The sequence below is a fragment of the Caballeronia choica genome, from assembly GCF_001544535.1.
GTDB classification, from domain to species: Bacteria; Pseudomonadota; Gammaproteobacteria; order Burkholderiales; family Burkholderiaceae; genus Caballeronia; species Caballeronia choica.
Genome location: NZ_FCON02000115.1, coordinates 1 through 25254 on the forward strand (window position 1 = coordinate 1; position 25254 = coordinate 25254).

Consider the following 25254-nt stretch of genomic DNA (forward strand, 5'->3'; position numbering starts at 1 on the left):
GTGGAAGTGGCGCCGGTGTCGCTGGCGCAGGCGCGCGAAGCGGCCGAGCGGCAGGCGATCGAACTGGCGTTGCTGCGTCATCGCGGGCGGCTGGGCGATGCGGCCCACGAACTCGGCATTTCGCGCGTGACGCTGTACCGGCTGCTCACGTCGCACGGACTGCGCTCGCCTTCGCTGACCGGCGAAACCCCGCGCACGCCGTGCGCGCGTCCCGCTGCGTAACATCGTGAGCCGCTCGCCCGCATCAGCGAGCAGCCTGTGTCAGTCGCCCGCGCGATAACTCGCGCTGCGGAGCCCGTTGAGCGCGCGCACCTCGCCTTCGGGTACCGCTGAAGCCGACCGGTTCCGCGCAATGAGCGGGATGCGGCGCACCGCACCGGGGCGCAGATGAAACCAGTCCGTGCCCGCACGAAAGTTCTGATCGACGACATGGACCCAGCGAGCGAGCCGCGTCGCGCCGACGACGAGACACCATCCGCCCTCGTTTTGCTCCAGCACGGCCGTCAGCCCGAGATCATGGCGCTCGTTCATCGACAAGTCCGGGAAATGGAACGCTTCGGAGATCACGTCGCCGCTCTCGCTGTCGCGTAGCGTGACGAGCGTCGCGTCGTGCGCGCGCGGGCCGAAGCGATACGCGTAGGTGAAGTCGAAGAAGTGGCCGAGCAGCGCGGTCGCACTCAGGCGCTTGACCGAGCGCGCTTCGAGCACGACGTCGCGCGATGCGCTTGCGACCTTCGTCGTACCATCGCGCAGGCACGCGAGTTCGAGGCGCGCATGCACGTCGAGCGCGCGCTCGTTGACCAGATGCAGGTCGAGCCCGTCGAGCCCTTCGTCGGTAATGAGCACCTGTACCGGTTGCAGCACGCTCGCAAGACCATGCAGCGCGCTCTTCGGCGTGCCGAGGGCGTCGATGATGCCCCAGCCGGCGCCCGCGCGCAGGTCCTGCAATTGCCATACGATGCCGCCCGCGCACGATGATCCGGCACGCCGCCACTCGGAGAAGACCGCGGCCATCACTTCGGCCACGACCGCACGCGACAGTTCGAGATAGCGATCGTTGTCTTCGTAACGCAGACGTGCCGTATCGACGCGATAAAGCGTGCGCATATAGTGCTCGCGCACGTCGTCGAAGTCCCAGGATGCGCCGGGATCGCGCGGCACCGCCTGCTTCCAGCGTGGCTCATGAGGAAACGCCGCGCCCGGTATCGCGTGCAATGCGACATCGTCCGGCACATTGGCGAAAGCGAGGCATTCCGACGCGAAGCGCACCTGTGCGCGACGCGCGTCGTCGAGCGGTCGCTGATAGGCGCCGACACCGTAGTAATGCGTGTTGCCGGAGCGCGTGGCGAACGGCGTCCCGTCGTCATCGGACGGGGCGGCGCTCGGCGAGTTCTGGACGTAGGCGACATCAGCGCGCGACGCCGCGACGATCGACGGCAACTGCTCCGTGAAGAGCCGCTGCTTTCCCTGCTCGCGCGATAGCCCCAGCATCGCGGCCTGCTGGTCGGCTTCGCTGCCGCCACACACCACCGCGAGCGACGCGAAGCGGCGCGTGCGCGATAAAAACTGCGTGGCTTCCTGCTGGACGCTCGCGCGAAAGGCGGGATCGTCGGGATAGTCGAAATTCGCGAACGCGAAGTCCTGCCACACGAGCACGCCGTATTCATCGGCGAGTTCGTAGAAGGCGTCGGACTCGTAGAGCATCGTGCCGCCCACGCGGACGATGTTCATCCCCGCCGCGCGGAGCGCCTGGAAAGCAGGTTCGAGTTTCTCGCGCGAAGCGTTGAGCGACACGAGATCCGCCGAGGTCCAGCACGCGCCGCGTGCAAACACCGGCTCGCCGTTCACGACGATCTGGAAGCCATCGTTCAGCGGGCCGCGATCGACGGAGAGCGTCCTGAAGCCGAGCTTCCCCAACGCGATCGTGCCGAAGCCTTCCGACTGCAGGGTCACGGCATGCCGTACCGGCTCGCCATGCGTATGCGGCCACCAGAGCGGGACGCCCGGCACGCGCACGCTGCCGGTCAGGGTGTGTGCATCGGCCCATCGAAGCTCGGCCGAGACGCCCGCACAGTTGACCCGCGCCGCGTGCCGCTCTTGCGGATGAAAGAAGCGCACTGTGATGTCGACGATGCCATCGGCGCCTTCGACCCGCGATCCCACGTCCACGCGGTCGATCGACGCCGACGAATCGCCGATCAGTTCCACCGCGCGCCATGGGCCCACCGGCTGGATCGGCGGACACCACCCGGGCATGTGACCGAGCAGCGTCGTGCGCACGTTGCGCAATGTGGCGGGCTGCGCGAGACGCGGGCGCCAGCGGGCGCGTCCTCGCCTTGCCGCGAGCGCGGACGCCAGCGAGCGAAAGCACAGATAGAGCGTGGCTTCCCCGTCCACCTCGATGTCGAGGTCGTGCGCGATGAACATCGAATCGGAATCGAGCAGCTTGCGCTCGTCGAACCAGACTTCGCAGATCGTCGCGAGTCCGTTCAGGCGCAGCTTGCGCGCACCGTTCGCGGCGAACCGCACGCGATACCAGTGGTCGCTATAAGCGAACGCGTGCGTCGCAAGCTCATCGAGCTTGCCCGCCATCCGAAGCGCGGACGCCACCGTGCCCGGCACCGGCGCCTCGATCCATCCGCCGGCGCCGATGGAATCGAGCGCGGCGGGCGTCGCGAACGCACCCGCCGCCGTGGTCACGCACTCCCAGCCGGCGGACAACTGGCGCGGCATGCCGTTCATGAAAAGAGCGCGGCAAGCGGCGTCATCACGCGTTCATACGACGCTTCGAGTCCGTCGAGACAATCGTCGCAGAAGTCGGGACGTCCACGCATGCGCGCTCGCACGAGGCGAAACTGCATCACCATCGATTCGCTCGCGATGTGCTGTGCGTCCTTCGAGAGGCTCTCCGGTATGTCGAAGCCGCGTTCGCGCAGCCACGTCAGGTACTTCGACAGCAACTCGAAGTTCGCGCCGAGTTGACGCATCACGTTGAACGAATACAGATGGAAGTACGCGACGTCGCGGTTCAATACAGCGTGGACGTGCTCAGGGAACGCCGCGCGCCATTCGCTGATCGGATTGCTCGTCGGGCGCCGCGCGAGATGCATGGCGAGCACGCTTGCCGACGCATGCACGAGTTCCGCTTCGGGCAGCGCGGGCCGGTTGCGCTTGACGAACTCCGCGTAGGGAAACAGCAGGTCCGGATTGCCGGCGAGTTCGGGCGAGAGCCGGAACACGCCGTCGTAGTCGTCGCCGCTCAGCGTGAAGTAGCCCGCGTTGTGAAAGTATTCGAGCTGACGCGAACTCGCATCGATGCGCTTGATGCCGATCGTGGTTTTCGGATGCGTCTGCCGGTAACTCGTGGCGCGCGTATCGGGCAGATGGAAACCATCGACCTCGACGAGCACGACATGGCCGCGCCGCGTCTGTTCGAGCACATGGCGCTCGACCGTGTCGTAGATCGCGAGCTCCTGCGCCTGCAGGCCATAGAGCCGCGCGAGATCGTCGAGCGAGAACTTCGGGAAGGTGAACTGGTCGCCTTCGAACGCCTGAAGCACCGTGAAGCCGAGCGCCGCGCGCGGATCGAAGCCGTAGTCGTGCAGCAGCTCGATCCATAGATCGACGTAGCAGTTCGTTTCGAGCCAGACGCGCTCGCCCTGGTGCAACGCGTGACGATCCGCTTCGCGAAAGAGGACGCGCGGCGCGGGCTCGACCGGCTGCGCCGCCTGCGTCATCTTCGCGCCGGCGATTTCCGCGGGCAAACTGGCGCTCATGCTTGCGCACCCAGGCCGGCCAGTCCCTCGGCGATCACGGGTGCCGCATCGCCCCAGAGCAGCGCGCGCACCGGCGCGGGCCATTGCGCGACATCGAGGCCGTGATGGCGGAAGAGGGCGAGCGTGGTGCGCTCCATGCCGAAGCCGACGCATGCCGTATGCGCGAGGCTGTCGTCGGCTTGACGGATGTTCCAGATCTCGCCGAAATGCTCCATGTGATAGTTGAACGAGAGGCATGCGGTAGGCTTGTCCGGTGTCGCGACCGGCACCAGCAATTCGAACTTGAGCTGCTGCTCGCGCTGGCTGTCCGCGACGATCTTGCCGCCGCGTCCGAAGAACGGATCGTTGGCGAGATCGATTTCGAACGGCAACTGCAACAGGTTTACGAGCAGCGATCCGCGCGCGATCCACTTCTGACGAAACGCCATGACCTGCGCCGGGCTGCCGACACGGATGTACTCGCGCATCCGGAACATCTGCATGCGGCTCGGATCGAGCGACGGCTCATGACGGAAGCAGTAGGCGAACACATCGACGATCGCGCCGTCCCCGGCGAGCGGGCCGCGTCGCGCGATCAGCGGATAGACCGGATAGCAGGCGGCCGGCGTGAGCACGAGGCGCGTCGGTTTCTGCTGGTCCATCCATTCGTCGGAGCGTTCGGCGTCGCCCACGGCGAGCGTCTTGTCGAGTGCTTCGAGCAGGCGGTGATGTCCGCGATCGTTGCCCTGGAATGCGTGGATCGTGCCGGCGAGATCGGGGAAACTCTTCAGATACTCGCTGTCCTCGAAGTCGTGGCGGCGCATCGCGGGCGGAAAGCGCAGCACTTCCGCGCGCTGGTCCGCGCCCAGCAGCGTGATGACTTTGTTGAGGCGCTCGATGACGTCCTCGAACACTTCACTGCGGCCATACAGGCCGTTCTCGCCGGTCTCGATAAGGATGCCGGCTTCGACCAGCCGCGCGCGCAGCGTCGGATCGGATTGCAGGGAGGCCGCTTTTTGCGCGTGCGCGTTCTCTTCGGCCGTCATCATGACGGCCTGTTCCGTAGGCATGTTCATTTCTAGATTGTCCCCATGACGGCGGCCCGCTGCGCCAGCAGCAGGTTTGCCGTGTTCAATTCGATTCGGTCGTTGCTGATCATCAGCGGCGCGGACATCAGGTCGCGAATATGCCGCCCGATGCTGAACGGGCTGTCGTTCTTGTAGCCGGCCATGCCGCAGATCATCAGCGCTTCCTGCGCGACCTCCAGCGCCGAAGTGGAAATGGCGAGCTTGAGCATGTTCATGTCCGCCGCGAGCCCGATCGATGCGCCGAGCGGTTCGTCCACCAGATCGCTTTTGCACGCGAGCCTCGCGATGCGCTCGGCGGTGGCTTGGGCCACGGCGTCGAGTGCGACCTTCAGGCGCGCCTGCATCATGCGATGGAGCGTGACCGCCTGCGCAAGACGTGAAGCCGAGGGCGGCAATGCGCCGGGCTTGCCGCGCGCCTGGTTGCGAAAGAAGTGATGCGCGCGGTTCACCGCATCCGCAGCGATACCGATCCATACCGCCGCCCACAGCGTGTGCGAGACCGGCAGCATGCTTTCGTCGGCGATCTTCGAGAACGGCTCGGGCAGGATCTGTTCGGCGATACCGCTCGCGGTCAGCCGGTGGCCTTCACTGCAGGTGCCGCGCATGCCGAGCGTGTCCCACGAGCCGCGCGGTTCGAGCGCGAACGTGTCGCGAGGCGCTACGATCAGCACCTGGTCCGACGGCGGCGCATCCGGATGACGGCGCGCGGTGACGAGGATGCAGTCGGCGTGCGCGCCATAGGAGATCGTCGGCGCGAGCTTTTCGATCGTGAAGGCGCCGTCGACGAGATCGACCGCGCAGGCGCTCGTGCGCATGTTGCCGCCGATCGTCTCTTCGGACGTCGCCGACGCGAGCAGCCATTGCTCGTCGACGATGCGCGCAAGCAGATCGCGTTGCCACGCCACGTTGGCGCCATGATCGACGATGCACGCAATCTGGCTCTGGTGCATCGCATAGATCATCGCAGCAGAGGCGCAACTCCCGCCGAGCGTTTCGCACAGTCGCGCCACTTCGTCGAGCGACAAGCCGTCGCCGCCGAATTCGCGCGGGATCATCGCCGACAGCAGGCGTTCGCTGCGCATCGCTTCGCATGCTTCATGCGGGAAGCGCGCCTCGCGGTCGACGGCGTTGGCGTGGGCGGCCGCGACCGCGGCAACGCGTCGCGCGGCCGCGAGCAGGGCGGCTGCGTCGCGCGGCGGCGTGGCATCGGCGTTGCCGTATAGCGACGGCTGCATCGAGTCCGACGGCGCCTCGAATACTTCGGCGCGGGCATTCATGCTGCCGCCTGCATGCGGCGAAGTTCCGTGATCGACGCAGCCAGCGAATCGATGCTGGAAAAGAGACGCCTCGTCAGCATGCGGTCCGGAATCTCGATTGCGAACTCGTCTTCGATCGCCAGCATCACATGCACGGTGGCGAGCGATGATAGTCCTGCCGCGTAAAGATCGTCGTTGTCGCCGAGCGACTCGACGGGAACGTCGAGACGGGCGGATTCGGACAGGATGCGGCGCAATTGAGTCTTCATTTTTTTGTTTCCCCGAGAAGGACCACCGATAGAATCGGCTCTTGAATTGTCGTGAGCGTCCGGATGGAATCGGCGCGCATCGCGCGCTTGACTATCGACCGCCCGAATCTCACAACCTGTACCCGATACCGGTCATCGAGTACTGACCGGTGATCTTTGTATGATCGTATTTAACGAATTCGCTCAGGCGTGCGTCCGTGCGATGACGCACGGATTGAGGGCACTCGACACAAGGCACCGCGTGTCATGTGTCGCGTGCGTGCGGCCTGCCTCATTCATGCCTTGCCGCCTTAACCAGGGACGTTCGACTTGATTCTTGTCTGTTTGCTTCTTCTCTTTGCCGCGCTCCTTCTTTTCTGGCGCGGGCACCGACTGCGGGTTCTCTTGTGCGGCGCCGGAGTCTTCTGGTTGTTGGGTAGCTGGCTTGCGGGTCCGTTGGTGAGCCTTGCACAGGCCGGTTACGACGCGCCGGTCGAACCGCGCTTCACGCCGCGCATGGCGTTCATTCTGCTTGGCGCTGGAACTGGCTTCGACGAGAGCAGGCGCCTCGTGCCGAAGGGCGATGCCATGGCACGCATGGAGGCAGCGGTCAGGCTTTACAAGCGATGTCGGCAGACAGAAAACGTATGTCAGGTGATTGTCAGTGGTGGCGATGCGCAGCACCACGGAAGCGCGGAAGCGGATGTCTATGCGCCGTATCTTTTGAAGGCAGGCATCGCTGCGCCGGATCTCGTGCTCGAAGACAAGAGCATGAACACCATCGAGAACGCTCGCAATGTCGACCAGCTTTTGCCTCGTGATCGCTATGACGGGATGGTGCTGATCACGTCCTCGCTGCACATGCGGCGCGCGATGCTTTCATTCGGTGCGTTCGACTTGCATCCGCAACCGTTCGTCGCGAACGTGCGCGAACCGCATTCATGGAAGGTGCCGCATCCAGAAGGATGGACTGACTCCAATAACGCGCTCCATGAAATGCTCGGCGTGGTGCGTTTGCGTGTGTGGCACTGGCTGGGCCTGTATTGATGTGGGCCGGAAGCGGTGCAAGCCGCGTCAAATCACAGCAGCTTCAGCCGTCGCAATTCGTTCGATAGCGCGTCTGCGCCGATGTACTTGTATGCCGGCAGGCCGGCCTCGATTGCTCCGGTCACGTTGGCATCGACGTCGTCGATGAAAAGAACTTCGGCCGCTTTGAAGCCGAATGCATCGACGCAGAGCAGGTAGGCCTGGGCGGCGGGCTTGGTGGCTTTGAACGAAGCCGACGAGTAGATCGCGGTGCCGAATACCTGCGCGATGGCGGGACAGATGAACGACATGTTGTCCGTGACCATGTGGCAATTGTTCGTCAGGATGGCGACTCGGTGACGGGTCGAGACAGCGGCAGCCAGAGCCAGTACGTCAGGGTTTGGCGACATGGCGGCCCGGCGGGCGAGCAACCAGTGCTCCAGCGGAATCGAGCAGCCGAGCAGGTCCGCGACTGCACTGAGGTACTCGGGTTCGCTGAGTGCGCCAGCGTCGGCCTGGGCCTCGAGTCCCGAACCCCAGATGGCATGGCGGATCTGCTCGGGTGTGCACCCGGATGCCGCTGCCAGGTGCGCGACGCGTAGCGAGCGGTCGTAGTCGCACAGGACGCCGTCCATGTCGAAGAGAACGGAAGTGATCGGGGGTGGCATAGGGTCGGGGGATGGCGCGGTACTGTTGTAGGTTACATGGTAGTCGCTGGCGCCTGGGTGCGGGTGCCGTAACCCCAACCCGACCCCCATCCTGCGATTTCAAGCAAAACCCCTTCAGCGAGTCGTCTTCAGATTGCGCTTCGACAATTCGCCCTTAACGGTCGCCAAGATTTTTCCTCCAACCGGAGCCGGCAGGGCGTCCTGATACTCGGGCATCTTCGAGCTCCTTTCGCATCGGCTGGAGATTGTGGCCAAGCGCGCTTCGCCTCGCCGCTTGCCGCTGTCGTCTCAAGCCAGATGCGGCGACAACTTCGCTACGAACGCCGACGCGAGCTTTGCATAGCCCCCGGCTGTCGGATGGATCTCGTTCTCCCAGTCGTTCGATATCCCTATGTCATCCACGCGTGCCGCGGTCAGCGTGTTGTGCAGGTCGATCGGCTGGATGTTCGGGTTCTGCAGCGGATTCCCGTTCATCAGCACGGGGTCCGCAAGGTTCGCGTTGAGCGTGCCCTGGAACTGGGCCAGACTGTCGAGGAACCATTTGACCAGCGCGTCGCGGTCGCCCTCGGGGATGTCGTTGGCGTTGAACGGCGCCCACAGCCACGGGCCGAGTTGCTGCAGTCCGACATGCACCGGCGCCTGCCGAGGCTGTGCGTAGTCGTAGGCGTGCGTGAAGAGCGGCATGCCACGATTCGGATAAAGCGCGGCGTCTTCGGCAGCCGTGCCATCCCGCCAGCGGATCAGCACGGCATAGTATCCGAGCAGGCGGTTCAGCAGTTTCGCCCAGCCGTCCTTGAATACATACTTCTCGGGTGCGGGATCGGCGGTCCACTCGGCCGGCGTTCGCAGGATTCGCGAACTTTTGAGATCGGGATCGGCCGTAGCCGGATCGATGGCCGCCGCATCGATGAAGTCGTTGCCGCCGCCCGACAGCAGGATCGCGTCGAACTGATGAGCCAGGTTGCCCGAAATGAGGCGGCGGAAATAAACCTCTTGCCTCGGGTTGATCATCTGTTCGAGGGTCTTTCCCGGATAGGCCGCGCTCACGACGATGCTCGACTTGGCTGTCCTCATCGCGAGCAGCATGCTGCCGTTCGGTGGCAGCGGTGTAAGCGAGCCGAGGCCGAAAATCGATCCGCCGATGGAGAACCACGAATCTCCCTGGGCGAGAAATCGCCATTGCGATTCGTTGATCTCGGGTGCGTGATTGCCTTGAATCTGGTTGGCTCCCACGTATTTGATATTGCCTACTTGCAACAGGTTCATGCTGCCCTCCTTCGCGACCGTATGGCCGCGCTGCAAATAAGCTAGTCAATGAAACGGTGGTCCGACAAATTGGTTTGCCTGCTTGTGTGTGCTAGCGCTCTAATGCGGCGATGCCGGGCACGCAGCGGATGCTTAAGCGAAGCGGGGCACGGGCGCCGATGCCGTCACTTCGTGCGCGGTATTCTGGGGAACGGAAGTGGAGGCCGCAGACGTCGTAAGCTGCACGATATACGTGCCGTGAGTGCTTCTGCTATTACCGTTGCGGCGGCCAATGGATTCGCCCGTTTGACTGTCGCCACCGGCGCACGCTGCGAGTGCGACGCTTGCGCTTTGAGCGGCGATCAGCGAGAGAAACAATCGCGGCGACCGGAGCGCTTTACTGCACTTGAGCGTGATCGAAAGCATCCGCTTTCCTGAAACTGCGTGCCCGGGTATGGATTTCCAGCTTGTCTGCCGCGCCGGCATTCATCAGGCATCCGGAAGATAGGAAACGGCTTGCAGTCAGGGTGGCATGTAAGGGTCAGCGTCTCAGTTCCGCGATGATCTTCTCCGCCAGAAAATCGCAAGGCGGCCGTTTCGAAGTCGTGCTGCGCGCGAGCACCACTTCGAGCGCCGCGATCTCAGGCAGCCCCTGCGCATGCCCAAGCAGGGAGAAATGCGCCGGCACCGCGCACCGCGCAAGCGCCACGATGGCGAGCCCGGCTTCCGCCATCGTCAGAAGGCCGAGCAGGCTGGGGCTTTCATACGAAGTCCGATAGCTGATCTTCGCGCGCTCGAGGCTGCGAATCGCGTTCTCCCGCGCAACGCTGCCGGGCAGGAAGACGGCGATGGGCAACGGCCGTTCGCGCCAGATCTCGTGCGCGCTCGGCACGGCCGCCCAGACCATCGGTTCGAGCCGGAGGAACTCGCCTGTCAAACCCTTGATCCGCGTCGCGCACACGAGATCGACGGACCCATCCTTCACCATCGGCGCGAGCGCCACGCTCGGCAACCCGACGACCTGGATCTCCACCTTGGGGTAGGTCGCGGAAAACTTCTTGAGGATGGGCGGCAGCAACGACGACGCGTAGTCGTCCGGCACGCCGATGCTCACGCGCCCGGTCACGTCGGGGCGGACTACTGCGGCCCAGGCTTCGTCGCGCAGCGCGAGCATGCGGCGGGCGTAGGTCAGCAGGACTTCGCCGTCCTGCGTCGGGACGACGCTGCGCGGCTTGCGCACGAAAAGCGGCTTGCCGAGCGCGGCTTCGAGCGTCTTGATCTGCATGCTCACCGCCGATTGCGAGCGATGCACGACTTCCGCCGCCCGGCTGATGGTGCCGGTATCGGCCACGGCGACGATCATCGTCATGACGTCGAGGTCAAGTGCTTTCATGGTTTGCCGGGGCGGTCGAACGCTCGGTTGGTATCAGAAAAATGAATGGATAGCATCAATATTACGCGATTTTCGCGAATATTGACGTCGGGCATAGTGCGCTTAAAGGAGCCCGTGTATGAACGCCCGAACCGATTTCTCAGTGCTTGCAATCCCGGAATTGTCTTTCGCGACCATCGCCTCGGGCATTTGCGTGCCCTACGTCGAGTGCGGTGCGGGCGAGCCGCTCGTGTTCGTGCACGGCTCGCTCTGCGACTACCGCTACTGGAGCGGCCAGACAGCGGCGCTTTCCAAGCATTTTCGCTGCATTTCGGTCAGCCTCAGCCATTACTGGCCGGCGGGCGAAGCCTGCATCCAGGGCGAATTCGGCTGGCAGACGCATGTCGCCGAACTGGCCGAGTTCATCGAGGCGATCGACCTCGGTCCGGTGAATCTGGTCGGACATTCGCGCGGCGGCTGCGTGGCGTTTCACCTGGCGCGCGACTATCCGCGGCTCGTGAAGACGCTGACGCTCGCGGACCCGGGCGGCCCGTTGCTGCTCGACGGCATGCCGGAAGCGTCGCTGCCCGCCGCGACCAACGCGCTGCGCGCGCGGGTTGCCGATCTGATCGAGCGCGGGGAGATCGATACGGGGCTGGAACTCTTCGTCGACTCGGTGAGCGCGCCGGGCTCGTGGCGCAGAAGTCCCGCCGCATTCCGTACGATGGCGATCGACAACGCGGCGACGCTGCCGAAGCAGTTTCGCGACCCGTTGCCGGCTTATTCGCGCGAGGTGGCACGCGATGTGAAGTGCCGGACGCTGCTGATCGACGGGCAGAAAAGTCCCCGCATGTTCCGCAACAATGTCGACAAGCTCGCTGGCTGGATCGACTTCGCCGACCGGCGGACGATCGACGGTGCGTCGCACGGAATGAACGTTTCAAACGCCGGCGCGTTCAACCGGCTGGTGCATTCGTTCGTGGGCGGGTGGTAGGGAACACAACTTTCCGCATCCACTAGCCGTTGTACGGCTTGCTCGTTTGTGCTATGTTGTGCTCGATTGTGATCGTTTTCACTCAACCAACCGAGCATAACCGAGCATGCAACGAACCCGGCAAGACGCCGTCGATGGCCTTCTCCCCGACCAACGCGAGCGCCTCATTCTCGACCGGCTGCGCCAGCACGGACGCGTACTGGCGTCCGAACTGGCAGCCGAACTCCACACGTCCGAACACACGGTGCGGCGTCACTTGCGCGATCTCGCGAGCGCCGGACACTGCAAACGCGTCTACGGCGGCGCGCTCCTCGCATCGCCTGCGGGCGAAGCGGCATCCACGCGCATGCGGGAAGCGGTCGACCGGAAGGCGAGCCTCGCGGTCGTCGCGGCGTCGATCGTCCGCCCGAAGCAGGTGATCCTGCTCGACGCGGGTTCGACGAACGTCGCGATCGCCCAGGCGCTTCCGGACAACGCGGACCTGACGGTCGTCACGAACTCGCCTGAAGCGTGCATGCGCATGCTGGAGCGGCCGGGGTTCGACGTCATTCTCATCGGCGGGCGGGTCAGCGCGCGCGCGGCCGGCGCGATGGGCGCGACGGCGCTGCTCCAGGTTCAGCAGATCAGGGCCGACCTGTGCTTCCTCGGCGCGTGCGCGCTCGATCCCGATGAAGGCGTCGCCGCATTCGACGCTGAAGAGGCCGAACTCAAGCGCGCGATGGTGAGCGCGAGCGGCCTGGTCGCTATCGCGATGACCTCGGAGAAGCTGATGACGGCGGCGCCGTTCGTGGTTGCGCCGGCGTCGGCGGTCGATTATCTGATCGTCGAATCGGATGTGCCCGCCGAGCGGATGAGCCGCCTCGAAGCAGTCTGCGACACCGTCATGGTGGCCGCGTCATGAAACCATCCGTCAAGCCGACCAAGGAACGCGTCGCAACCCTCGCGGTGTTTCTCGCCAATGGATTCGGGATCGGCGCGTGGGCCGTCGAGGTGCCGCGCATCAAGGAGAGCCTGTCGCTCAGTGACACCTCGCTCGGGATCGCGCTGTTCGCCTTCGCGCTGGGCGCCATTGTCGCGATGCCGCTCGCCGGGCGGCTTGCGCCCCGCTTCGGAAGCGGCCGGGCCACGGCACTGCTTGCCGTGGCGTTTGTCATCGCGCTGCCGCTGCCGGCGTTCGTGCCGGACCTCGTGTCGCTTTGCGCAGTGCTGCTCGTTCTCGGCGCGGCGAACGGGGCGCTCGACGTATCGATGAACGGGCACGCAAGCACGATCGAAACGCAATGGAAGGCGCCGATCATGTCGTCGTTTCATGCGGCGTGGAGTGCGGGCGGGCTGCTCGGCGCCGCGACGGGCGCGATGATCCAGAAGTGGGGGGTGGGTGTCGCGGGCGGTCTCGTGTTGCCGGACGCCGTCATCGGTGTGCTGGTGCTTGCCGCCGCCATGCTCGCGCTGCGTGATCTCGGGCCTCGGGCGAGCGCGCCCGCGAGCGGGTTTGCACTGCCGAGTGCCGGCGTCATGAAGCTTGCCGCGCTTGCGTTCCTTTGCATGATGGTCGAAGGCGCGGTCGCCGACTGGAGCGCGGTCTTTCTGCGCTCGGCGCTCAATGGCGAGGCGAGCGCCGCCGCGCTCGGCTACTCGGCGTTTGCCTTTTCGATGGCAGCGTGCCGGATCGTCGGCGATGTGTCGGTGCGACGCTTTGGTTCTGGCACGGTGGTTGGGCTCGGCGGCCTGATCGCCGCGACGGGGCTGGCGCTCGTGCTCGGCTTGCCGAACGTCGTGACGGCTTGCGTGGGATTCGCGCTGGTCGGCGTCGGTTTGGCGAACATCGTTCCGGTGATTTTCAGCGCGGCGGGGCGTTCGACGCTGACCCCGGCGATTGGCGTTTCGATGGCGGCCACCGCGGGATATGCGGGCTTTCTTGTTGGGCCGCCGTTGATCGGGTTTGGCGCGGGATTCGTCGGGTTGAGGCTCGCGCTGTGCGTGCTTCTGGTGGCGGCTGTGATCGTTTGTCTGCTTGGAGGGAAGGCTGTTCGCAACGCCGGGTTCTCCACAGCGGCGGAGTAGGGTGCGGGTTGAGTATTCACACCGTTTGATGGGCTCAAGCGCATCAAACGGTTGAGCCCCCGAACCTCAAGCGCCAGCGCCCCGCCTCACCCGCAGCGGCGTCATCCCAAGCCGCTCCGAGAACAGCGCGGTCATGTGCTGCTGCGACGAAAATCCGCAGGCCGCCGCCACATCGCACAACGGTGCGGTGCTTGCGCGCAACATCTCGGCAGCCACGCCGATCCGCTTTTCCAGCACAAAACGGTAAAGCGAATAACCCGTGCGCGCCTTCACCCCGTCGAACACGACGCGAACCGGCAGATCAAGCATCGCCGCGATGTCCGCGCAATTCAGCGCCTGCTCGATATTGTCCGTCACGTACTGCTCGAGTCGCGCGAATTCGGCATCGGAAATCCCGCCCTTGCGCGTGGTCGCGGTGCTTTCCAGATGCCGCGTCGTCTCGATCCAGGCGAGCGTCGCGAGACACTGTATTTCCCAGGGATCGATTGAACGCCCGGCGTCGGCCGGCGCCTTCTGGCGGGCATAGCGCACGAGATGCCGGATCGCATCGGCGGAAAGATTGCTTCGGCTGCCGGCGGGACGCAGCGCGTGCGCGCCGCGCCCGGCGATGCGCTGCTGGAACGCGTCCGAGTAGCGAAACGCGATGAAGCCGCGCCCGACCTGTTGCGCGTCGATGCGCATCCGGCCGCCGCGCGGATGATAGGCCGCCGTTTCGGCGCGAAAGGTCAGAGGCAGGGTGGGGCCGTCGTCGTAACGCGTCTTCGAGACGATCGTGCCGAGCAGGAGGCAGACCATGTCCGACGGGTTGTCGACTTCGAGGGAATAGGGCTCCGCGCCCGACACGCAGTATTCAAGACCCGGCACGCCGGCCACTGCGCTGAAGCGCTCGATCCGCGCGCTCGCGGATCGCTCCGCTGGACCGTTCATAGTCGTCTCCGATTTTTGCATCGACGGTCTTTCGGGCGTGCCGCGGTGGCGTTTCCTTGCCGTTCTGCACGCGAGTATACGCGGGCGCGCCGCGCTTTTGATGCGCGCATGGGTCGCGATTCGCGAACGCCGCATGCGCAATCCGGCGCTGGTGACAACCCTGATGCCGCCCGCTTTGGCAGGAATCTGTAACCCGCGAAATCTGAAAGACCCACTGGTTTGTAGCGTCGTACCGTGCGTTCCATGCCCTCGACGGCACATAAAACGAACACTCGGAGACGACGATGAAAACCCCCAAGGCGAAGCGCCGGATAGCGCGCTTCAAACACACCTCGCGACGGCAGCGCGCGACGCTGATGATCGCACTGGCGAGCAGCGCCTGCACGCTTTTGCCGATGCCGTCGGCGCAGGCCTCGGGCATCCCGTTCGCCACCGACCGTCCGCAAACCTGGCAGTTCAGCTCGGACTTCGAGGGCACCTACGACTCGTTCGGGCAGAACCTCGAATGGAATCACGACAACCGCGCTTTCGATTCGCACGGCAACCAGGTCGCGGGGCCGGGTACGAACACCTTCGTCGGGCTATCGACGTTCATCCATTACTGGAAGCTCCAGTCGCTGCCGCATGTCGGGTTCAACGCGAGCATCACCGTGCCTGAAGTCCGCACGCAGGGGTCGCAGTTCTCCGCGAGCGGAATCGGTGACCCGCTGATCGGCGGGCTCGTCTGGTACAACCCCGCGCCGGCGACGACGCTCGGGTTCCAGGCCTACGTGCAGGTGCCGATCGGAACCAACAGCGTGTCGACGAATACGTGGTCCTTCTGGCCTTCGGTCTTCTACGACGACTGGTACGGGCATGTGAACGTCGATCTGCTGGTCGGCGGCATCCTGCGCGGCCGCACGCTGCGCACGGGTCAGGACGACCTGAGCCCGGGCGACACGTTCCACGTGAACCTGCGTGTCGGCTACAGCATCTCGCCGCCCGACAACCCGTTTGCGATTCCGTTCATCGGCGTCGATCACCAGACGAGCGGCGGCACCTTCAACCAGACGCTGGGCATCCCGGCCCCGAACACGTCGAGCCGGGAGACGACGGTGGGCGCGGGCGTGCTGTTCCAGTTCAAGCCCAACAGCCTGCCGTTCCTGCACCAGAAGATGTACGACCAGCTATCGATCCAGTACCAGCACTCGGTGTCGGGCCGCAATACGACGCTCACCAACGGAATCCTGGTGCAGGCATGGCACTACTGGTGAGCGCTTTCCGATGCATCGACCAACGACAAAGACGAGACCCCACGAAACCCGGAGACGAACATGACTGACGAGCACAAGGCGCCCGCCGCATCGCGGCGCAACTTCATCAAGGCCGCCGGCGCGGGCACGGCTGCGGCCGCCTTCGGCGCCGTCACGCTGTCCGCGAAAGCCGCCGACGAACTCAAGTTCGACGCCGAATACGACATCGTCGTGTGCGGTGGCGGAGGCGGTGGCCTGCCGTGCGCGCTTTTCTCGCGCTGGCTGGGAAATCGCGTGGCGATTCTGGAGAAGGCGGGGAGCGTCGGCGGCACGGCCGCGAAGGCCGCGTTCTGGTACTGGGTGCCGAACAACGAGCCGATGCGGCGCGCCGGCATCGCCGATCCGAAGGCGGATTACCTGCGCTATGTCGCGCGCCTTTCGCGGCCCGAGCAGTACGATCCGTCGCTGCCGAAACTCGGACTCTCGGACTGGGAGTACGAGATGTGCGAGGCGATCTACGACAGCGCATCGCCCGCAGCCGAGTTGCTGGCGAACAAGGGCGCGCTGCCGTATCGCCACGAGGCATCGGTGCCGGACTACTGGGCTGAATTGCCGGAAGACAAGGCGCCGCGCGGCCGCGTGCTGTTTCCGAAGGATGGATTGCCGAGCATGTCCGACGGCGGGCGCGTCGCGATCCGCACGATGAGCACGGCTGCCCGGCGCGACGGCGTCGACATTCGCACCGGTTATCGCGTGCAGAAGGTGCTGGTCGATGCCAAGGGCGTGGTGATCGGCGTCGCGGCGCAGACCGAGGAAGGCACGATCTTTCGTGCTCGCGCGAAGAAGGCGGTCGTGTTCGCGACCGGCGGCTTCACGCACGACCCGGAACTGCGCAAGAACTTCCTGCATGGCGCGGTCTACGGCGGCTGCGCGGCGCCGACCAACGAAGGGGACTTCGTGCGCATCTCCAGCGCGCTCGACGTGCAATTGCGCAACATGAACTACTCCTGGATGGCACCGATCTCGCTCGACAAGGCGATCGCGAAAGACGGCTCGCTCTCCGGCATCTTCACGCCGACGGGCGACTCGATGATCTACGTGAACAAGTACGGCAAGCGCGTCGTGAACGAGAAGCTCGCCTACAACGAGGTCTGCGCGACGTTCTCCCAATGGGACGGTGCGAAGGGCGAGTATCCGAACCTCGCGCTGATCTCGATCTGGGACCAGCAGGCGCAGGATCATTGCGCCAGCGACGACTACGGTAGCCTGATCGTGCCGTCCGGATCGAACGACCGGCACGTGATGCGCGGCAACACGCCGGCCGAACTCGCCGCCGCGATCCGCGAGCGGCTCGCGAAATACAAGAGCGCCGTGGGCGGCATGGATCTCAGCGACGATTTCCTGCGCAACCTCGACGCGACCATCAAGCGCTTCAACGGCTTCGCGAAGTCGGGCACGGACGTCGATTTTCATCGCGGCGAGCGTATTGTCGAAAAGCTGTTCAACGGTCCCGTCAAGAAGAAGCCGGACCAGAAGAACGAAACGATGTATCCGCTCAGCGCAAAGGGTCCGTATTACGCGGCGCTGATCGTCGCAGGCAACCTCGACACCAAGGGCGGACCGAAGACGAATTCGCTCGGGCAAGTGCTCGACGTGCGCGGCACGCCGATCAAGGGGCTGTATGGCGTCGGCAACTGTGTGGCATCGGCATCGGCGCGTGCGTACTGGGCGGGCGGCGGCACGCTCGGTCCTATCCTTGCCTTCGCCTATCGTGCCGCCAACGCGGCGCACGCCGAAACCGCCACGCGCTGAAATTGCTTGCGCATCTGACAGGAGTGAACCCATGAATCGCATTCGCAACGTTGCGATGATGCTGGCCGCCGTGCTGTCTCTCGCGGCCGGCGCGAGCCACGCAGAGGACGCGCAGGACACCGTCGCGTTCGGCAAGAAGCTGACCACCAACAACTGCGCCGTGTGCCACACGTTCGGCAAGGGCGAGCCCAACGGGCAGGGGCCGAACTTGTTCGGCATCGTCGGCAGGCCGTTCGCATCGGACGCGAGTTTCAAGTATTCGGCCGGCATGAAGGCAGCGGCGCCGGGCAAAGTCTGGGACGCCAAGCTGCTCGATGCGTGGCTGACCGATACGCAGACGGTCGCGCCCGGCAATGCAATGACCTATTTCGAAGGCGACCCGGCGCGTCGCCAGAAGATCATCGCTTACCTGAGCACGCTGCACTGAGCGACCTCATTCAACCATTCACTCAACCCTTCATTCAGGAGACAAACCATGGACACCACCACCATGACCGACGAGCAACGCAAGACGATCGCATTGGAGTATCTGCGCCGGCTCGACCGCGGCGCGTCGTTTTTCGATCTCTTCGACGATCACGCCGAGGTGTACTTTCCCAAGTGGGGTATCGCGACGGGACGGGCGTCGTTTGAAAAGCTGTTTGCGGACCTGGGATCGATCGTGTCGAAGTTCAAGCACGACCTGGCTTATCTGAACGTGATCCAGCAGGGCGATACCGTGGTCGTCGAAGGCACGAGTTTCGGCACGACGCAAGGCGGCGTCGAATGGCGCGCGGGCGTGACGCATGCGGGCCGCTGGTGCGACGTGTTCGAGATCCGCGACTTCAAGATCCAGCGTTGCTTCATCTATCTCGATCCCGACTACGAGGACGCGGATACGAAACGCTATCCTTGGCTGTCCCGCTAAGGCGCGGGTTTTACGCCCTGGCGGCGAGCGATCCCGAACTCGTCCAGCAGCCCGCGCGACGGCTTCGATTTCACCGACGCGTTGACTTGCGCCCGGACGATGCCGCTGATGTCGGTCATCAGCAGCACCGGGTGTCCATCGCCGCGCACGATGCATCCTTGCGCCCGGTCCGCGGCCTGGATATTCGTGCCGACGAGCACATCGAACTGGATGCCGGGGATGACAAACGAATGATGATGGTAGCCGCGAGTCTTGGTCGCAAGCGACGGCGTGTACATCGCGTTGACATAGTCGCTGCCGGTAAGTGCGACCTTGACGAGCACGGCGAATTCTTCCGGAAGCCCAATGTGACCCAACAGATATTCGCGTGCGAGCGGCTCGAACTTTTCCCCCAGCGACGAGAGCCGTTTGTCGCGGATGCCCCAGTGATGCACCGATGCCCGCCACAGGACACTCACCGCGAAGTAAGCGAGCTTGTCGATATCGATGGAATCGCAATCGGCGGCCCGAACCGAGTAGCCCGTCTTCAGTCGCTGAGCGCCGTTGGGCGCGGCCTTGACCAACAGGTCTCGCAACGGGAATTCGCCGGTGGCCTTGAGGCAATGCGCAATCACCCATTGCTCGCCGCCGCTGCTGAATCGGGTTTCGCAGTCGGAGCACAGCAAGTAGGTTTTCAATTGCCGTGCGGAGCGAAGCGCGATGCCGTCGCCCATCGTGATCGGCTGACGCTTCGAGAGCGTGCCGTCGCGTTCCATGCGAGCGTATTTGTATAGCGCCTTTGGCAACAGATGGCTGTCGCACAACTGGGTGTTCGAGCCGCACAGGCGGCACGTTCCTGTGACCATGACAGCCTCGAGGCATTATTCGTCGGAGAGCGCGGAAGAGGCCTGGGTTGCGCGACCGGGGGACATCATGCGCGCAAGCCCGAAATCAGTTTAGGCGAAGCACGAAGCAAATTCAAAGCGCGCGCGCTCATCATGCCTTCAACTCCGCGACAAGCCCCGCTTGCGTAGCATCGGCTCGGCTCGCGGATCACGGCCGCGAAAAGCGCGAAAGGCGGCGCCTGGTTCGCGGCTATCGCCGGCACTGTACACGTAGCGTCGAAGCTTGTCGGCCAGTGCGGGATCGAATGCGTCGCCGGCTTCTTCGAATGCTTCGAACGCCTCGGCTTCAAGGACCTCGGCCCACATATAGACGTAATAGCCGGCCGCATAGTAGCTGCCGCTGAAGACATGGCCAAAGTGCGGCAAGCGGTGGCGCATGCCCACTTCGCGCGGCACGCCAAGACGCTCTCGCTGCTCTGTCTCGAAGCGGGCGATGTCGATGGCGGAGGGGTCCTTCAGCAGATGCAACGCCATGTCGATCAACGCCGACGACGTATAGGCAACCGTCTCGAAGCCTTTGTTGAAGGCCTGCGCCGCCATGATGCGCTCCAGCAGCGCGGCCGGGATCGGTTCACCCGTTGTCACGTGACGCGCGTGCTTCATCAGCACTTCGGGTACCGTGGCCCAGTTTTCCATCAGTTGCGAAGGAAGTTCCACATAGTCTCGCGGGACGTTCGTTCCCGACAGACGGCCGTAAGTGACATCGGACAGCAAGCCATGCAGGCCGTGGCCGAATTCGTGAAACAGAGTGCGCACGTCGTCGAAGCCGAGCAGTGTCGGGCCATCGTCGACGCGGGAGAAATTGTTGTTGTTCACCACCACCGGTTCGGCCCTGCCACCATTGCGCTTCTGCCTGCGATAGATGCTCATCCAGGCGCCGCCCTGCTTGTTGGGCCGCGCATAGTTGTCGCCGATGAAGACGCCCACCCGCTCGTCGCCACGGCGCACTTCCCACAGTCGCACGTCCGGGTGATACAGCGGTACGCCGGTTTGCTCGACAAAGCGCACGCCGAACAGGCGTTCAGCGCAATCGAACATGGCGGCGAGCATCGCGTCCAGGCTGAAGTACGGTCGCACTTCCGCATCGTCGAGCGCATAGCGCGCGGCGCGCACCTGCTCGGCGAGGTAGCGCCAGTCCCACGGTTCGATCTCGACCGGTTCGCCCAGCAGCGCGGCTTGAGCGACGAGTGCCTGCCGCTCCCGTTCGACGCTGGCCTTGGCCGGCTCCCACACCTGGCCGAGCAGTTCATCGACGGCGGAAGGCGTGCCGGCCATGCGATCCGACAGTGCGTAATCGGCGAAGCTTTCGTAGCCGAGCAAGCGCGCCTGTTCCTGTCGCAACGTCAGGATCTCGCGAGCCAGCGGGCGGTTGTCGCGTGCGGGCGTCTCGCCACGGGAAGTCCAGGCGCGCCATGCGGTTTCCCGCAGGTCGCGGCGTGTCGACCAGGTGAGAAACGGCTCCACGAGCGAACGCGACAACGTGATCACGAAGCCCTCCACGCCGCGTTCCTGTGCCGCGTTGCGTGCGGCCTCGCGCAGGAAGTCGGGCAAGCCGGCCAGGTCGGCTTCGGAGGACAGCGGCAAATGGTAGGTGGATTCGTCGGCGAGTATGTTCTGCGCGAACTGGGTGTGCAGATCGGCGAGCCGCGTCGCAATGGCCGCGAAGCGCTCGCGCGCGGCTCCTTGCAGCGTGGCACCCGTACGTACGAAATCGGTGTGCAGGCGTTGCAGCAGACGGTGTTGTTCTTCACTGAGTTCCAGCGCGGCGGCTTGCTGGTGGACGGCGTCGAGCCTCGCAAAGAAGCCGGCGTGCATCGCCACCTTGCTGTCGTGCTCGGCGAGCAACGGCGCCATTTCGCGCTCCACCGCCTGCAACTCGGGCGGCGCCTCGGACGCGCACAGGTTTTCAAAGGTCAGCCGCACGCGATCCAGATTGGCTCCGGCAGCATCGAAGGCGGCGACGGTGTTGTCGAACGTGGGCGCCGCCGGATTGTCAGCCAGTGCGTCGATCTCACCGAGATGATGCTTGAAAAGCACCGCGAACGCGGGCGCAAAGTGTTCGTACCGGATCTGCGCGAAGGGCGGCAACTGGTAGGGCGTTTGCCAGTCCTGCAGCAGCGGGTTGCTGTGATCGGTCATGTCGATCGGCCTTTTGGGCTTTCATCGTCGAGGAGCGAACATGATATGACAACGCGTGCGTGCGAGCAGGGGCGGCGGCATCAGTCGCTTGATTGCGCCTGGATTGCGTGATTCCGTGGACGCCATTCCCGTTCTGAGTGCCTTCGAACGAACGGGCGTTCGAGATTGCGCTTGCGTCGCGGCGGTATCGAGCGCATCCTCGTGATGTCCGGTGTGCGCGGTCGCCGATGCTGCGCCGACTCTGGCGATCCTGATCCTCCGGCGCGGCGCACAACCACTATTCCTCCATCCCATCCACTATCGCGTTAGCGAACTTCGCGTCGTCGACGCAGCGCGCTTCTCCCTGTTGGTGCGCCGGCCTGCAAAACGCGCGGACGCGGTCCCGGAATGACCATCGACACCAGACTTGTCGGCGAGGAACTCTTCCGAATGACACTGCACGTTAGGGCGTGACGACACCGCAACGGCAATGCAGACATGCGGCGCGGTTCATCCGAATGCCGATCAAGAAATCGGTCGCTGCGGCGCCCCCCAATCCTTACACGACGAAACTGGAACCAACATGCAATCGCCCATCAAAGTGAACTCACCGGCCCCGCTCAAACAAAGCGAGCACGCTGTCGCACAGAAGGCGCGCGCTTCGGCGCTGGAACGTGCAGACGACGAGCGCGCCCAGAAACGACGTGATAATGACGCTCGCCTCGATGTCAACGCGAGCAAGTGGCGCTATGTTTGTCTGGGCGCCTAGATGAGAAAAAGCGACGTGGCACTCAACTTTCCCAACCCAAGCCGCAGCTACGACCCCGCGAGACACTGCGTGTGCTTTTGGGGCTACGATAATTCGCGCGAAATTTCCTTTCTGGTCGAAGACGCGATGCTGGCGAAACTGAACCCCGACATCGGTACGGGCGAGCCCGCTCTGCTCGCGGCCTTCGATCGTCACCGCGACCGCATTCTGGGGCTTGCCAAGACCCTGTACACCGGCGGTCCCCAGAACCGCTATACGATTTCGTGAACGACCCCGCCCGTCGGGCATGCGGCGGAGCATATATCGCGCGATTCATCCGAATTCGGCGCGATGCCCCGGCATGGACAAGGCACCGCCACCGTTAGTTTTCGAAAGAGGTGGATGCGAGGTCGAAGCAAGCCCATACTGGACTCTTGCAAAACGAATGGGGATGTCATGTGGACTTGCATACGGTGCGGAGAGAAGGTTCCGGATGCGCAGGCCGAGCCCGCAGTCGATAGCTTTGGCTGTTACTTCATGTGCAAGCGATGCTCGCGCAGGAATACGCTGATTAATGCGTCGAGAACGGGCGCCATCGTGCTCGTACAGGCGCCAGACAAGAAGCCACGATGGGTCGCACGGCATGCACTGCTGTTTCCATGATGCCCTTCCCCGTGCGCGTTATCCGCATTCATCGATTCGATCTGGCCGGAACATCTGAAGAGAGAGGCAAAGCGCGGCGATAGTATGAAGCTCCACGCAGGCGATGGCGCGCCATTGCGCGTGGGTGCAGTAGTTGTTTGTCGCGACCATCGCGCGCGACGAACGAAACTTGCGACACGACACATTCATCCTACTGGAACGAAAATGGCAACAGGCACGGTCAAGTGGTTCAACGACGCAAAAGGATTTGGCTTCATCACGCCGGACGAAGGGGGTGATGATCTGTTTGCGCATTTCTCGGAAATTCGCGCGGACGGCTTCAAGTCGTTGCAGGAAAATCAGAAGGTGAGCTTCGAGGCAAAGAAAGGGCCGAAGGGTTTGCAGGCATCGAATATCCAGCCGCTCTAAGCATCGCGGACGCGCAAGGCAACGACCATCGGAGGCGATCATGGCCGGAAAGCATCACACTTATCAAGGGTACGATCTGGAGGCGCTGGTGTATCCGCGCGAGCCGGACAAGCTGGCGCGCCGCAATATGCGCGACGGGCTGGGCTATGACGCGGCGATCCGCATTCGACTGTCCGACAGTGTCGACCCTGCGGCGCCGTTTCGAGTGTTCAAGGTCGAGGCCGCACACGGCTACGAAGACCTTGGGGATGCGCAGCGTGCCGCGCTGGCCCACGGGGAATCCGTCATCGATGGACTGCTTGCGTCGAAGACGTAATACCGTCCTTGGTGAGGATGGTCGGACTGGCGTAAGAGTGGTCAAGGTTGAGTCCGTACATCGCTACGTCGATCGGGTTGATAACGCGACGACGGCCGTGTGGAAGTTCACGGCTTGGGCAGTGACTGCATGACGCTCAGGAGGTTTTGCGGCACGACAAGGATCACGCCGTTACGCGGACTGTCGATGTCCGCGATGAGCATGAACGACAGCCCGACAACCGCCGGCAGGATCAGCAGGAATCGCTTTGCCGCGATCGTGCTGCGCGATCCATAGCCGACAAGCAGGTTGCAGAAGATCCCGATCGAGATCATCAGCGACCACTCCGCGAGAGGAATGCGGTTCCGCCACGCAGCCTGGGTGTATCCCTGGCTGTTGAGCACGTCGTTCATGCCGGCAACCGCGAGCGCTGTGACGGGGTTGGGCTGGGCGGCCGCCCCGGTCCGGGCCGTCACCCATAGTTCGCTTTGCAGCCGCGCTGTTGTCGCGTCGATTTCGGCAAGCCGCTGCGGGTCTCGTGTCTGATAAAACTGAATGCGCTGGTCCAGATATTTCGTCAGGAGCGAGCGGATATTTGCGGCTTCGGCGCTCGACAAGAGGTCCGCTCGAAGGAATTCCGTCCCGATCGCGTTGGCCTCTTCTTCTTCGTAATTCTTGCGCTGGTCGTATCGCCCCACCGCCATCGACAGGCTAAAGCCAATCACCAGCGCGAGTAGTGTCAAGGTGGCGGATTGAACTACGCTGAAGTCTTCGCGAGTTTCTGCATCCAGCGGCTTGTCACGTCGCAGGAAGGCCTCGCCAATCCATGCCGCCAGCGACATCAGCACGACCGAGACAACGAAGAAGACAAGCGGACGATTCGTGATCTGTTCCATTCCGGGTTCCTTCTGAATTCTGATCCGATTGAATGGTAAGCCTGGTGGTGCCTTTAAGGCCCGATGCATATTTGCCAAGCGCGCCTTGCGTCCCATGCGATGAAGCATCCGGGACATTAAATAGAAGGCGCTATTGCGCGTGGTCAGAACATCGTACGCCTGGATGACCACGCGTCAGCAATACAACGCGAACGGCGTTTCAAGCATCCATCAAGGACTCGGCTGCCGCAACGCGTCGATGGGCTTCTCGCTGGCGTCGCTCAACGATTCGAGTGGAACGCGGTAGATTCCCGCAACATCGGCGTGCGGTCCGCACTCGGGCATTGCTGCTTGCAACGTGGTTCATTCACGGACTCGGCGAGAGCGGCAGGAAGTTTCGTCGGGGTGCGGTAGCGATCATGTTCATCTCCGAATATGAGTTCGAGAATTCGAGTGGACGCTGGTCGAGCTTCGCACCGAGTTCGCCGAAATTGGCCAAGAAAAAAGTTGCCAAACGCACTTGACGTCGCGAAAGCCAGTCTGCATAATTCGCACCCTTCCTGCTGCGGAAGACGCAAAAAGCAAGACGCGCTTTGCGAATGTTCTTTAAAAACTAACAGCCGATAAGTGTGGGCGCTTGATGGTGACGCGCACCGGGGTTTTCGGACC

At 63.8% G+C, this 25254-nt stretch carries 26 protein-coding genes; 14 read left to right on the plus strand and 12 right to left on the minus strand.

The window, feature by feature from the left end:
• A partial coding sequence (locus AWB68_RS32200; RefSeq protein ID WP_327383745.1) for a helix-turn-helix domain-containing protein occupies positions 1-222 on the plus strand: 222 nt, incomplete at its 5' end.
• A 39-nt stretch (positions 223-261) separates the two neighbouring features.
• Here AWB68_RS32200 and AWB68_RS32205 read toward each other — a convergent pair.
• From AWB68_RS32205 to AWB68_RS32225, 5 genes are read right to left on the minus strand one after another with little or no spacing between them, the layout of a single operon-like run.
• The gene (locus AWB68_RS32205; protein WP_087648348.1) at positions 262-2742 is read right to left on the minus strand and encodes a glycosyl hydrolase 2 galactose-binding domain-containing protein; all 2481 of its coding nucleotides are present in this window, start codon (positions 2740-2742) and stop codon (positions 262-264) included.
• Complete coding sequence (locus AWB68_RS32210) at positions 2739-3776, minus strand: DUF1839 family protein (RefSeq protein WP_374729628.1); 1038 nt, start codon at positions 3774-3776, stop codon at positions 2739-2741. Before AWB68_RS32210 ends, AWB68_RS32205 begins: the two co-directional genes overlap by 4 nt.
• Positions 3773-4831 (minus strand): amino acid--[acyl-carrier-protein] ligase, encoded by a 1059-nt coding sequence (locus tag AWB68_RS32215; RefSeq protein ID WP_200828856.1) that lies wholly within the window; start codon positions 4829-4831, stop codon positions 3773-3775. Before AWB68_RS32215 ends, AWB68_RS32210 begins: the two co-directional genes overlap by 4 nt.
• Positions 4832-4833: 2 nt before the next feature.
• Positions 4834-6120: an acyl-CoA dehydrogenase family protein gene (locus AWB68_RS32220; protein ID WP_374729629.1), complete on the minus strand. Its 1287-nt coding sequence runs from the start codon at positions 6118-6120 to the stop codon at positions 4834-4836.
• Positions 6117-6368, minus strand: a complete 252-nt coding sequence (locus AWB68_RS32225) for an acyl carrier protein (RefSeq protein ID WP_087648350.1) — start codon at positions 6366-6368, stop codon at positions 6117-6119. The genes AWB68_RS32220 and AWB68_RS32225 overlap by 4 nt, the downstream gene beginning before the upstream one ends.
• 408 nt (positions 6369-6776) lie before the next feature.
• On the opposite strand from AWB68_RS32225, the gene AWB68_RS32230 reads away from it, so the two are divergent.
• A complete protein-coding gene (locus tag AWB68_RS32230; RefSeq protein WP_235028604.1) occupies positions 6777-7394 on the plus strand; it encodes a YdcF family protein in 618 nt (205 codons plus the stop codon).
• Between the two features lie 32 nt (positions 7395-7426).
• Here AWB68_RS32230 and AWB68_RS32235 read toward each other — a convergent pair whose 3' ends face one another.
• The 3 genes from AWB68_RS32235 to AWB68_RS32250 form a co-directional block, all read right to left on the minus strand.
• A complete protein-coding gene (locus AWB68_RS32235; protein ID WP_087648352.1) occupies positions 7427-8041 on the minus strand; it encodes an HAD family hydrolase in 615 nt (204 codons plus the stop codon).
• A 288-nt stretch (positions 8042-8329) separates the two neighbouring features.
• A complete protein-coding gene (locus tag AWB68_RS32240; RefSeq protein ID WP_087648353.1) occupies positions 8330-9307 on the minus strand; it encodes an SGNH/GDSL hydrolase family protein in 978 nt (325 codons plus the stop codon).
• Positions 9308-9827: 520 nt separating this feature from the next.
• Positions 9828-10679, minus strand: a complete 852-nt coding sequence (locus AWB68_RS32250; protein ID WP_200828857.1) for a LysR substrate-binding domain-containing protein — start codon at positions 10677-10679, stop codon at positions 9828-9830.
• A gap of 118 nt (positions 10680-10797) precedes the next feature.
• Here AWB68_RS32250 and AWB68_RS32255 point away from each other — a divergent pair, with 118 nt between their 5' ends.
• The 3 genes from AWB68_RS32255 (at position 10798) to AWB68_RS32265 (ending at position 13716) form a co-directional block, all read left to right on the plus strand.
• Positions 10798-11652: an alpha/beta fold hydrolase gene (locus AWB68_RS32255; protein WP_087648355.1), complete on the plus strand. Its 855-nt coding sequence runs from the start codon at positions 10798-10800 to the stop codon at positions 11650-11652.
• A 106-nt stretch (positions 11653-11758) separates the two neighbouring features.
• Positions 11759-12553 (plus strand): DeoR/GlpR family DNA-binding transcription regulator, encoded by a 795-nt coding sequence (locus AWB68_RS32260; protein WP_087648356.1) that lies wholly within the window; start codon positions 11759-11761, stop codon positions 12551-12553.
• Entirely contained in the window at positions 12550-13716 is a 1167-nt protein-coding gene (locus AWB68_RS32265; protein WP_087648357.1) for an MFS transporter, read from the plus strand. The genes AWB68_RS32260 and AWB68_RS32265 overlap by 4 nt, the downstream gene beginning before the upstream one ends.
• A 66-nt stretch (positions 13717-13782) precedes the next feature.
• On the opposite strand, the gene AWB68_RS32270 is transcribed toward AWB68_RS32265, so the two are convergent.
• Positions 13783-14643, minus strand: a complete 861-nt coding sequence (locus tag AWB68_RS32270) for a helix-turn-helix domain-containing protein (protein ID WP_235028605.1) — start codon at positions 14641-14643, stop codon at positions 13783-13785.
• 284 nt (positions 14644-14927) lie between these two features.
• Between AWB68_RS32270 and AWB68_RS32275 the strand changes: the two genes are divergently transcribed.
• Genes AWB68_RS32275 through AWB68_RS32290 form a run of 4 tightly spaced genes read left to right on the plus strand, consistent with a single transcriptional unit; the run spans position 14928 to position 18594 of the window.
• Positions 14928-15896, plus strand: coding sequence for a transporter (locus tag AWB68_RS32275; protein ID WP_235028606.1), 969 nt, complete (start codon positions 14928-14930; stop codon positions 15894-15896).
• Between the two features lie 60 nt (positions 15897-15956).
• Positions 15957-17687 carry an FAD-dependent oxidoreductase gene (locus tag AWB68_RS32280; protein ID WP_087648359.1) on the plus strand — a complete coding sequence of 577 codons (1731 nt, stop codon included), beginning with the start codon at positions 15957-15959 and terminating at the stop codon, positions 17685-17687.
• A gap of 31 nt (positions 17688-17718) precedes the next feature.
• Positions 17719-18114, plus strand: coding sequence for a c-type cytochrome (locus tag AWB68_RS32285; RefSeq protein ID WP_087648360.1), 396 nt, complete (start codon positions 17719-17721; stop codon positions 18112-18114).
• A 48-nt stretch (positions 18115-18162) separates the two neighbouring features.
• On the plus strand, positions 18163-18594 hold the full coding sequence (locus tag AWB68_RS32290; protein ID WP_087648361.1) for a nuclear transport factor 2 family protein: 432 nt from the start codon (positions 18163-18165) through the stop codon (positions 18592-18594).
• Here AWB68_RS32290 and AWB68_RS32295 read toward each other — a convergent pair.
• Together AWB68_RS32295 and AWB68_RS32300 are read right to left on the minus strand one after the other, a co-directional pair.
• Complete coding sequence (locus AWB68_RS32295) at positions 18591-19439, minus strand: hypothetical protein (protein WP_125483108.1); 849 nt, start codon at positions 19437-19439, stop codon at positions 18591-18593. The two genes, AWB68_RS32290 and AWB68_RS32295, sit on opposite strands and share 4 nt — an antisense overlap.
• A 138-nt stretch (positions 19440-19577) precedes the next feature.
• Positions 19578-21617, minus strand: a complete 2040-nt coding sequence (locus AWB68_RS32300) for a M3 family metallopeptidase (RefSeq protein WP_087648363.1) — start codon at positions 21615-21617, stop codon at positions 19578-19580.
• A gap of 562 nt (positions 21618-22179) precedes the next feature.
• Here AWB68_RS32300 and AWB68_RS32310 point away from each other — a divergent pair.
• The 4 genes from AWB68_RS32310 (at position 22180) to AWB68_RS32325 (ending at position 23731) form a co-directional block, all read left to right on the plus strand.
• Positions 22180-22365: a hypothetical protein gene (locus tag AWB68_RS32310; RefSeq protein WP_087648365.1), complete on the plus strand. Its 186-nt coding sequence runs from the start codon at positions 22180-22182 to the stop codon at positions 22363-22365.
• Positions 22366-22632: a DUF1488 family protein gene (locus AWB68_RS32315; protein WP_087648366.1), complete on the plus strand. Its 267-nt coding sequence runs from the start codon at positions 22366-22368 to the stop codon at positions 22630-22632.
• Between the two features lie 579 nt (positions 22633-23211).
• Positions 23212-23415: a cold-shock protein gene (locus AWB68_RS32320; RefSeq protein WP_087648367.1), complete on the plus strand. Its 204-nt coding sequence runs from the start codon at positions 23212-23214 to the stop codon at positions 23413-23415.
• Between the two features lie 40 nt (positions 23416-23455).
• Positions 23456-23731 carry a hypothetical protein gene (locus AWB68_RS32325; RefSeq protein ID WP_087648368.1) on the plus strand — a complete coding sequence of 92 codons (276 nt, stop codon included), beginning with the start codon at positions 23456-23458 and terminating at the stop codon, positions 23729-23731.
• A gap of 107 nt (positions 23732-23838) precedes the next feature.
• Here AWB68_RS32325 and AWB68_RS32330 read toward each other — a convergent pair whose 3' ends face one another.
• On the minus strand, positions 23839-24606 hold the full coding sequence (locus AWB68_RS32330) for a bestrophin-like domain (protein WP_087648369.1): 768 nt from the start codon (positions 24604-24606) through the stop codon (positions 23839-23841).
• Positions 24607-24745: 139 nt separating this feature from the next.
• Here AWB68_RS32330 and AWB68_RS48430 point away from each other — a divergent pair, with 139 nt between their 5' ends.
• Entirely contained in the window at positions 24746-24892 is a 147-nt protein-coding gene (locus tag AWB68_RS48430; RefSeq protein ID WP_160110106.1) for a hypothetical protein, read from the plus strand.
• Positions 24893-25254 lie beyond the last annotated feature (362 nt).

What these genes read in the sequence shown, in the direction of transcription:
- AWB68_RS32205 (WP_087648348.1), bottom strand. Translation starts at nt 2,742, where the DNA reads ATGAACGGCATGCCGCGCCAGTTGTCCGCCGGCTGGGAGTGCGTGACC.
- AWB68_RS32210 (WP_374729628.1), bottom strand. Translation starts at nt 3,776, where the DNA reads ATGAGCGCCAGTTTGCCCGCGGAAATCGCCGGCGCGAAGATGACGCAG.
- AWB68_RS32215 (WP_200828856.1), bottom strand. Translation starts at nt 4,831, where the DNA reads ATGAACATGCCTACGGAACAGGCCGTCATGATGACGGCCGAAGAGAAC.
- AWB68_RS32220 (WP_374729629.1), bottom strand. Translation starts at nt 6,120, where the DNA reads ATGAATGCCCGCGCCGAAGTATTCGAGGCGCCGTCGGACTCGATGCAG.
- AWB68_RS32225 (WP_087648350.1), bottom strand. Translation starts at nt 6,368, where the DNA reads ATGAAGACTCAATTGCGCCGCATCCTGTCCGAATCCGCCCGTCTCGAC.
- AWB68_RS32235 (WP_087648352.1), bottom strand. Translation starts at nt 8,041, where the DNA reads ATGCCACCCCCGATCACTTCCGTTCTCTTCGACATGGACGGCGTCCTG.
- AWB68_RS32240 (WP_087648353.1), bottom strand. Translation starts at nt 9,307, where the DNA reads ATGAACCTGTTGCAAGTAGGCAATATCAAATACGTGGGAGCCAACCAG.
- AWB68_RS32250 (WP_200828857.1), bottom strand. Translation starts at nt 10,679, where the DNA reads ATGAAAGCACTTGACCTCGACGTCATGACGATGATCGTCGCCGTGGCC.
- AWB68_RS32255 (WP_087648355.1), top strand. Translation starts at nt 10,798, where the DNA reads ATGAACGCCCGAACCGATTTCTCAGTGCTTGCAATCCCGGAATTGTCT.
- AWB68_RS32260 (WP_087648356.1), top strand. Translation starts at nt 11,759, where the DNA reads ATGCAACGAACCCGGCAAGACGCCGTCGATGGCCTTCTCCCCGACCAA.
- AWB68_RS32265 (WP_087648357.1), top strand. Translation starts at nt 12,550, where the DNA reads ATGAAACCATCCGTCAAGCCGACCAAGGAACGCGTCGCAACCCTCGCG.
- AWB68_RS32270 (WP_235028605.1), bottom strand. Translation starts at nt 14,643, where the DNA reads ATGAACGGTCCAGCGGAGCGATCCGCGAGCGCGCGGATCGAGCGCTTC.
- AWB68_RS32275 (WP_235028606.1), top strand. Translation starts at nt 14,928, where the DNA reads ATGAAAACCCCCAAGGCGAAGCGCCGGATAGCGCGCTTCAAACACACC.
- AWB68_RS32280 (WP_087648359.1), top strand. Translation starts at nt 15,957, where the DNA reads ATGACTGACGAGCACAAGGCGCCCGCCGCATCGCGGCGCAACTTCATC.
- AWB68_RS32285 (WP_087648360.1), top strand. Translation starts at nt 17,719, where the DNA reads ATGAATCGCATTCGCAACGTTGCGATGATGCTGGCCGCCGTGCTGTCT.
- AWB68_RS32290 (WP_087648361.1), top strand. Translation starts at nt 18,163, where the DNA reads ATGGACACCACCACCATGACCGACGAGCAACGCAAGACGATCGCATTG.
- AWB68_RS32295 (WP_125483108.1), bottom strand. Translation starts at nt 19,439, where the DNA reads ATGGTCACAGGAACGTGCCGCCTGTGCGGCTCGAACACCCAGTTGTGC.
- AWB68_RS32300 (WP_087648363.1), bottom strand. Translation starts at nt 21,617, where the DNA reads ATGACCGATCACAGCAACCCGCTGCTGCAGGACTGGCAAACGCCCTAC.
- AWB68_RS32310 (WP_087648365.1), top strand. Translation starts at nt 22,180, where the DNA reads ATGCAATCGCCCATCAAAGTGAACTCACCGGCCCCGCTCAAACAAAGC.
- AWB68_RS32315 (WP_087648366.1), top strand. Translation starts at nt 22,366, where the DNA reads ATGAGAAAAAGCGACGTGGCACTCAACTTTCCCAACCCAAGCCGCAGC.
- AWB68_RS32320 (WP_087648367.1), top strand. Translation starts at nt 23,212, where the DNA reads ATGGCAACAGGCACGGTCAAGTGGTTCAACGACGCAAAAGGATTTGGC.
- AWB68_RS32325 (WP_087648368.1), top strand. Translation starts at nt 23,456, where the DNA reads ATGGCCGGAAAGCATCACACTTATCAAGGGTACGATCTGGAGGCGCTG.
- AWB68_RS32330 (WP_087648369.1), bottom strand. Translation starts at nt 24,606, where the DNA reads ATGGAACAGATCACGAATCGTCCGCTTGTCTTCTTCGTTGTCTCGGTC.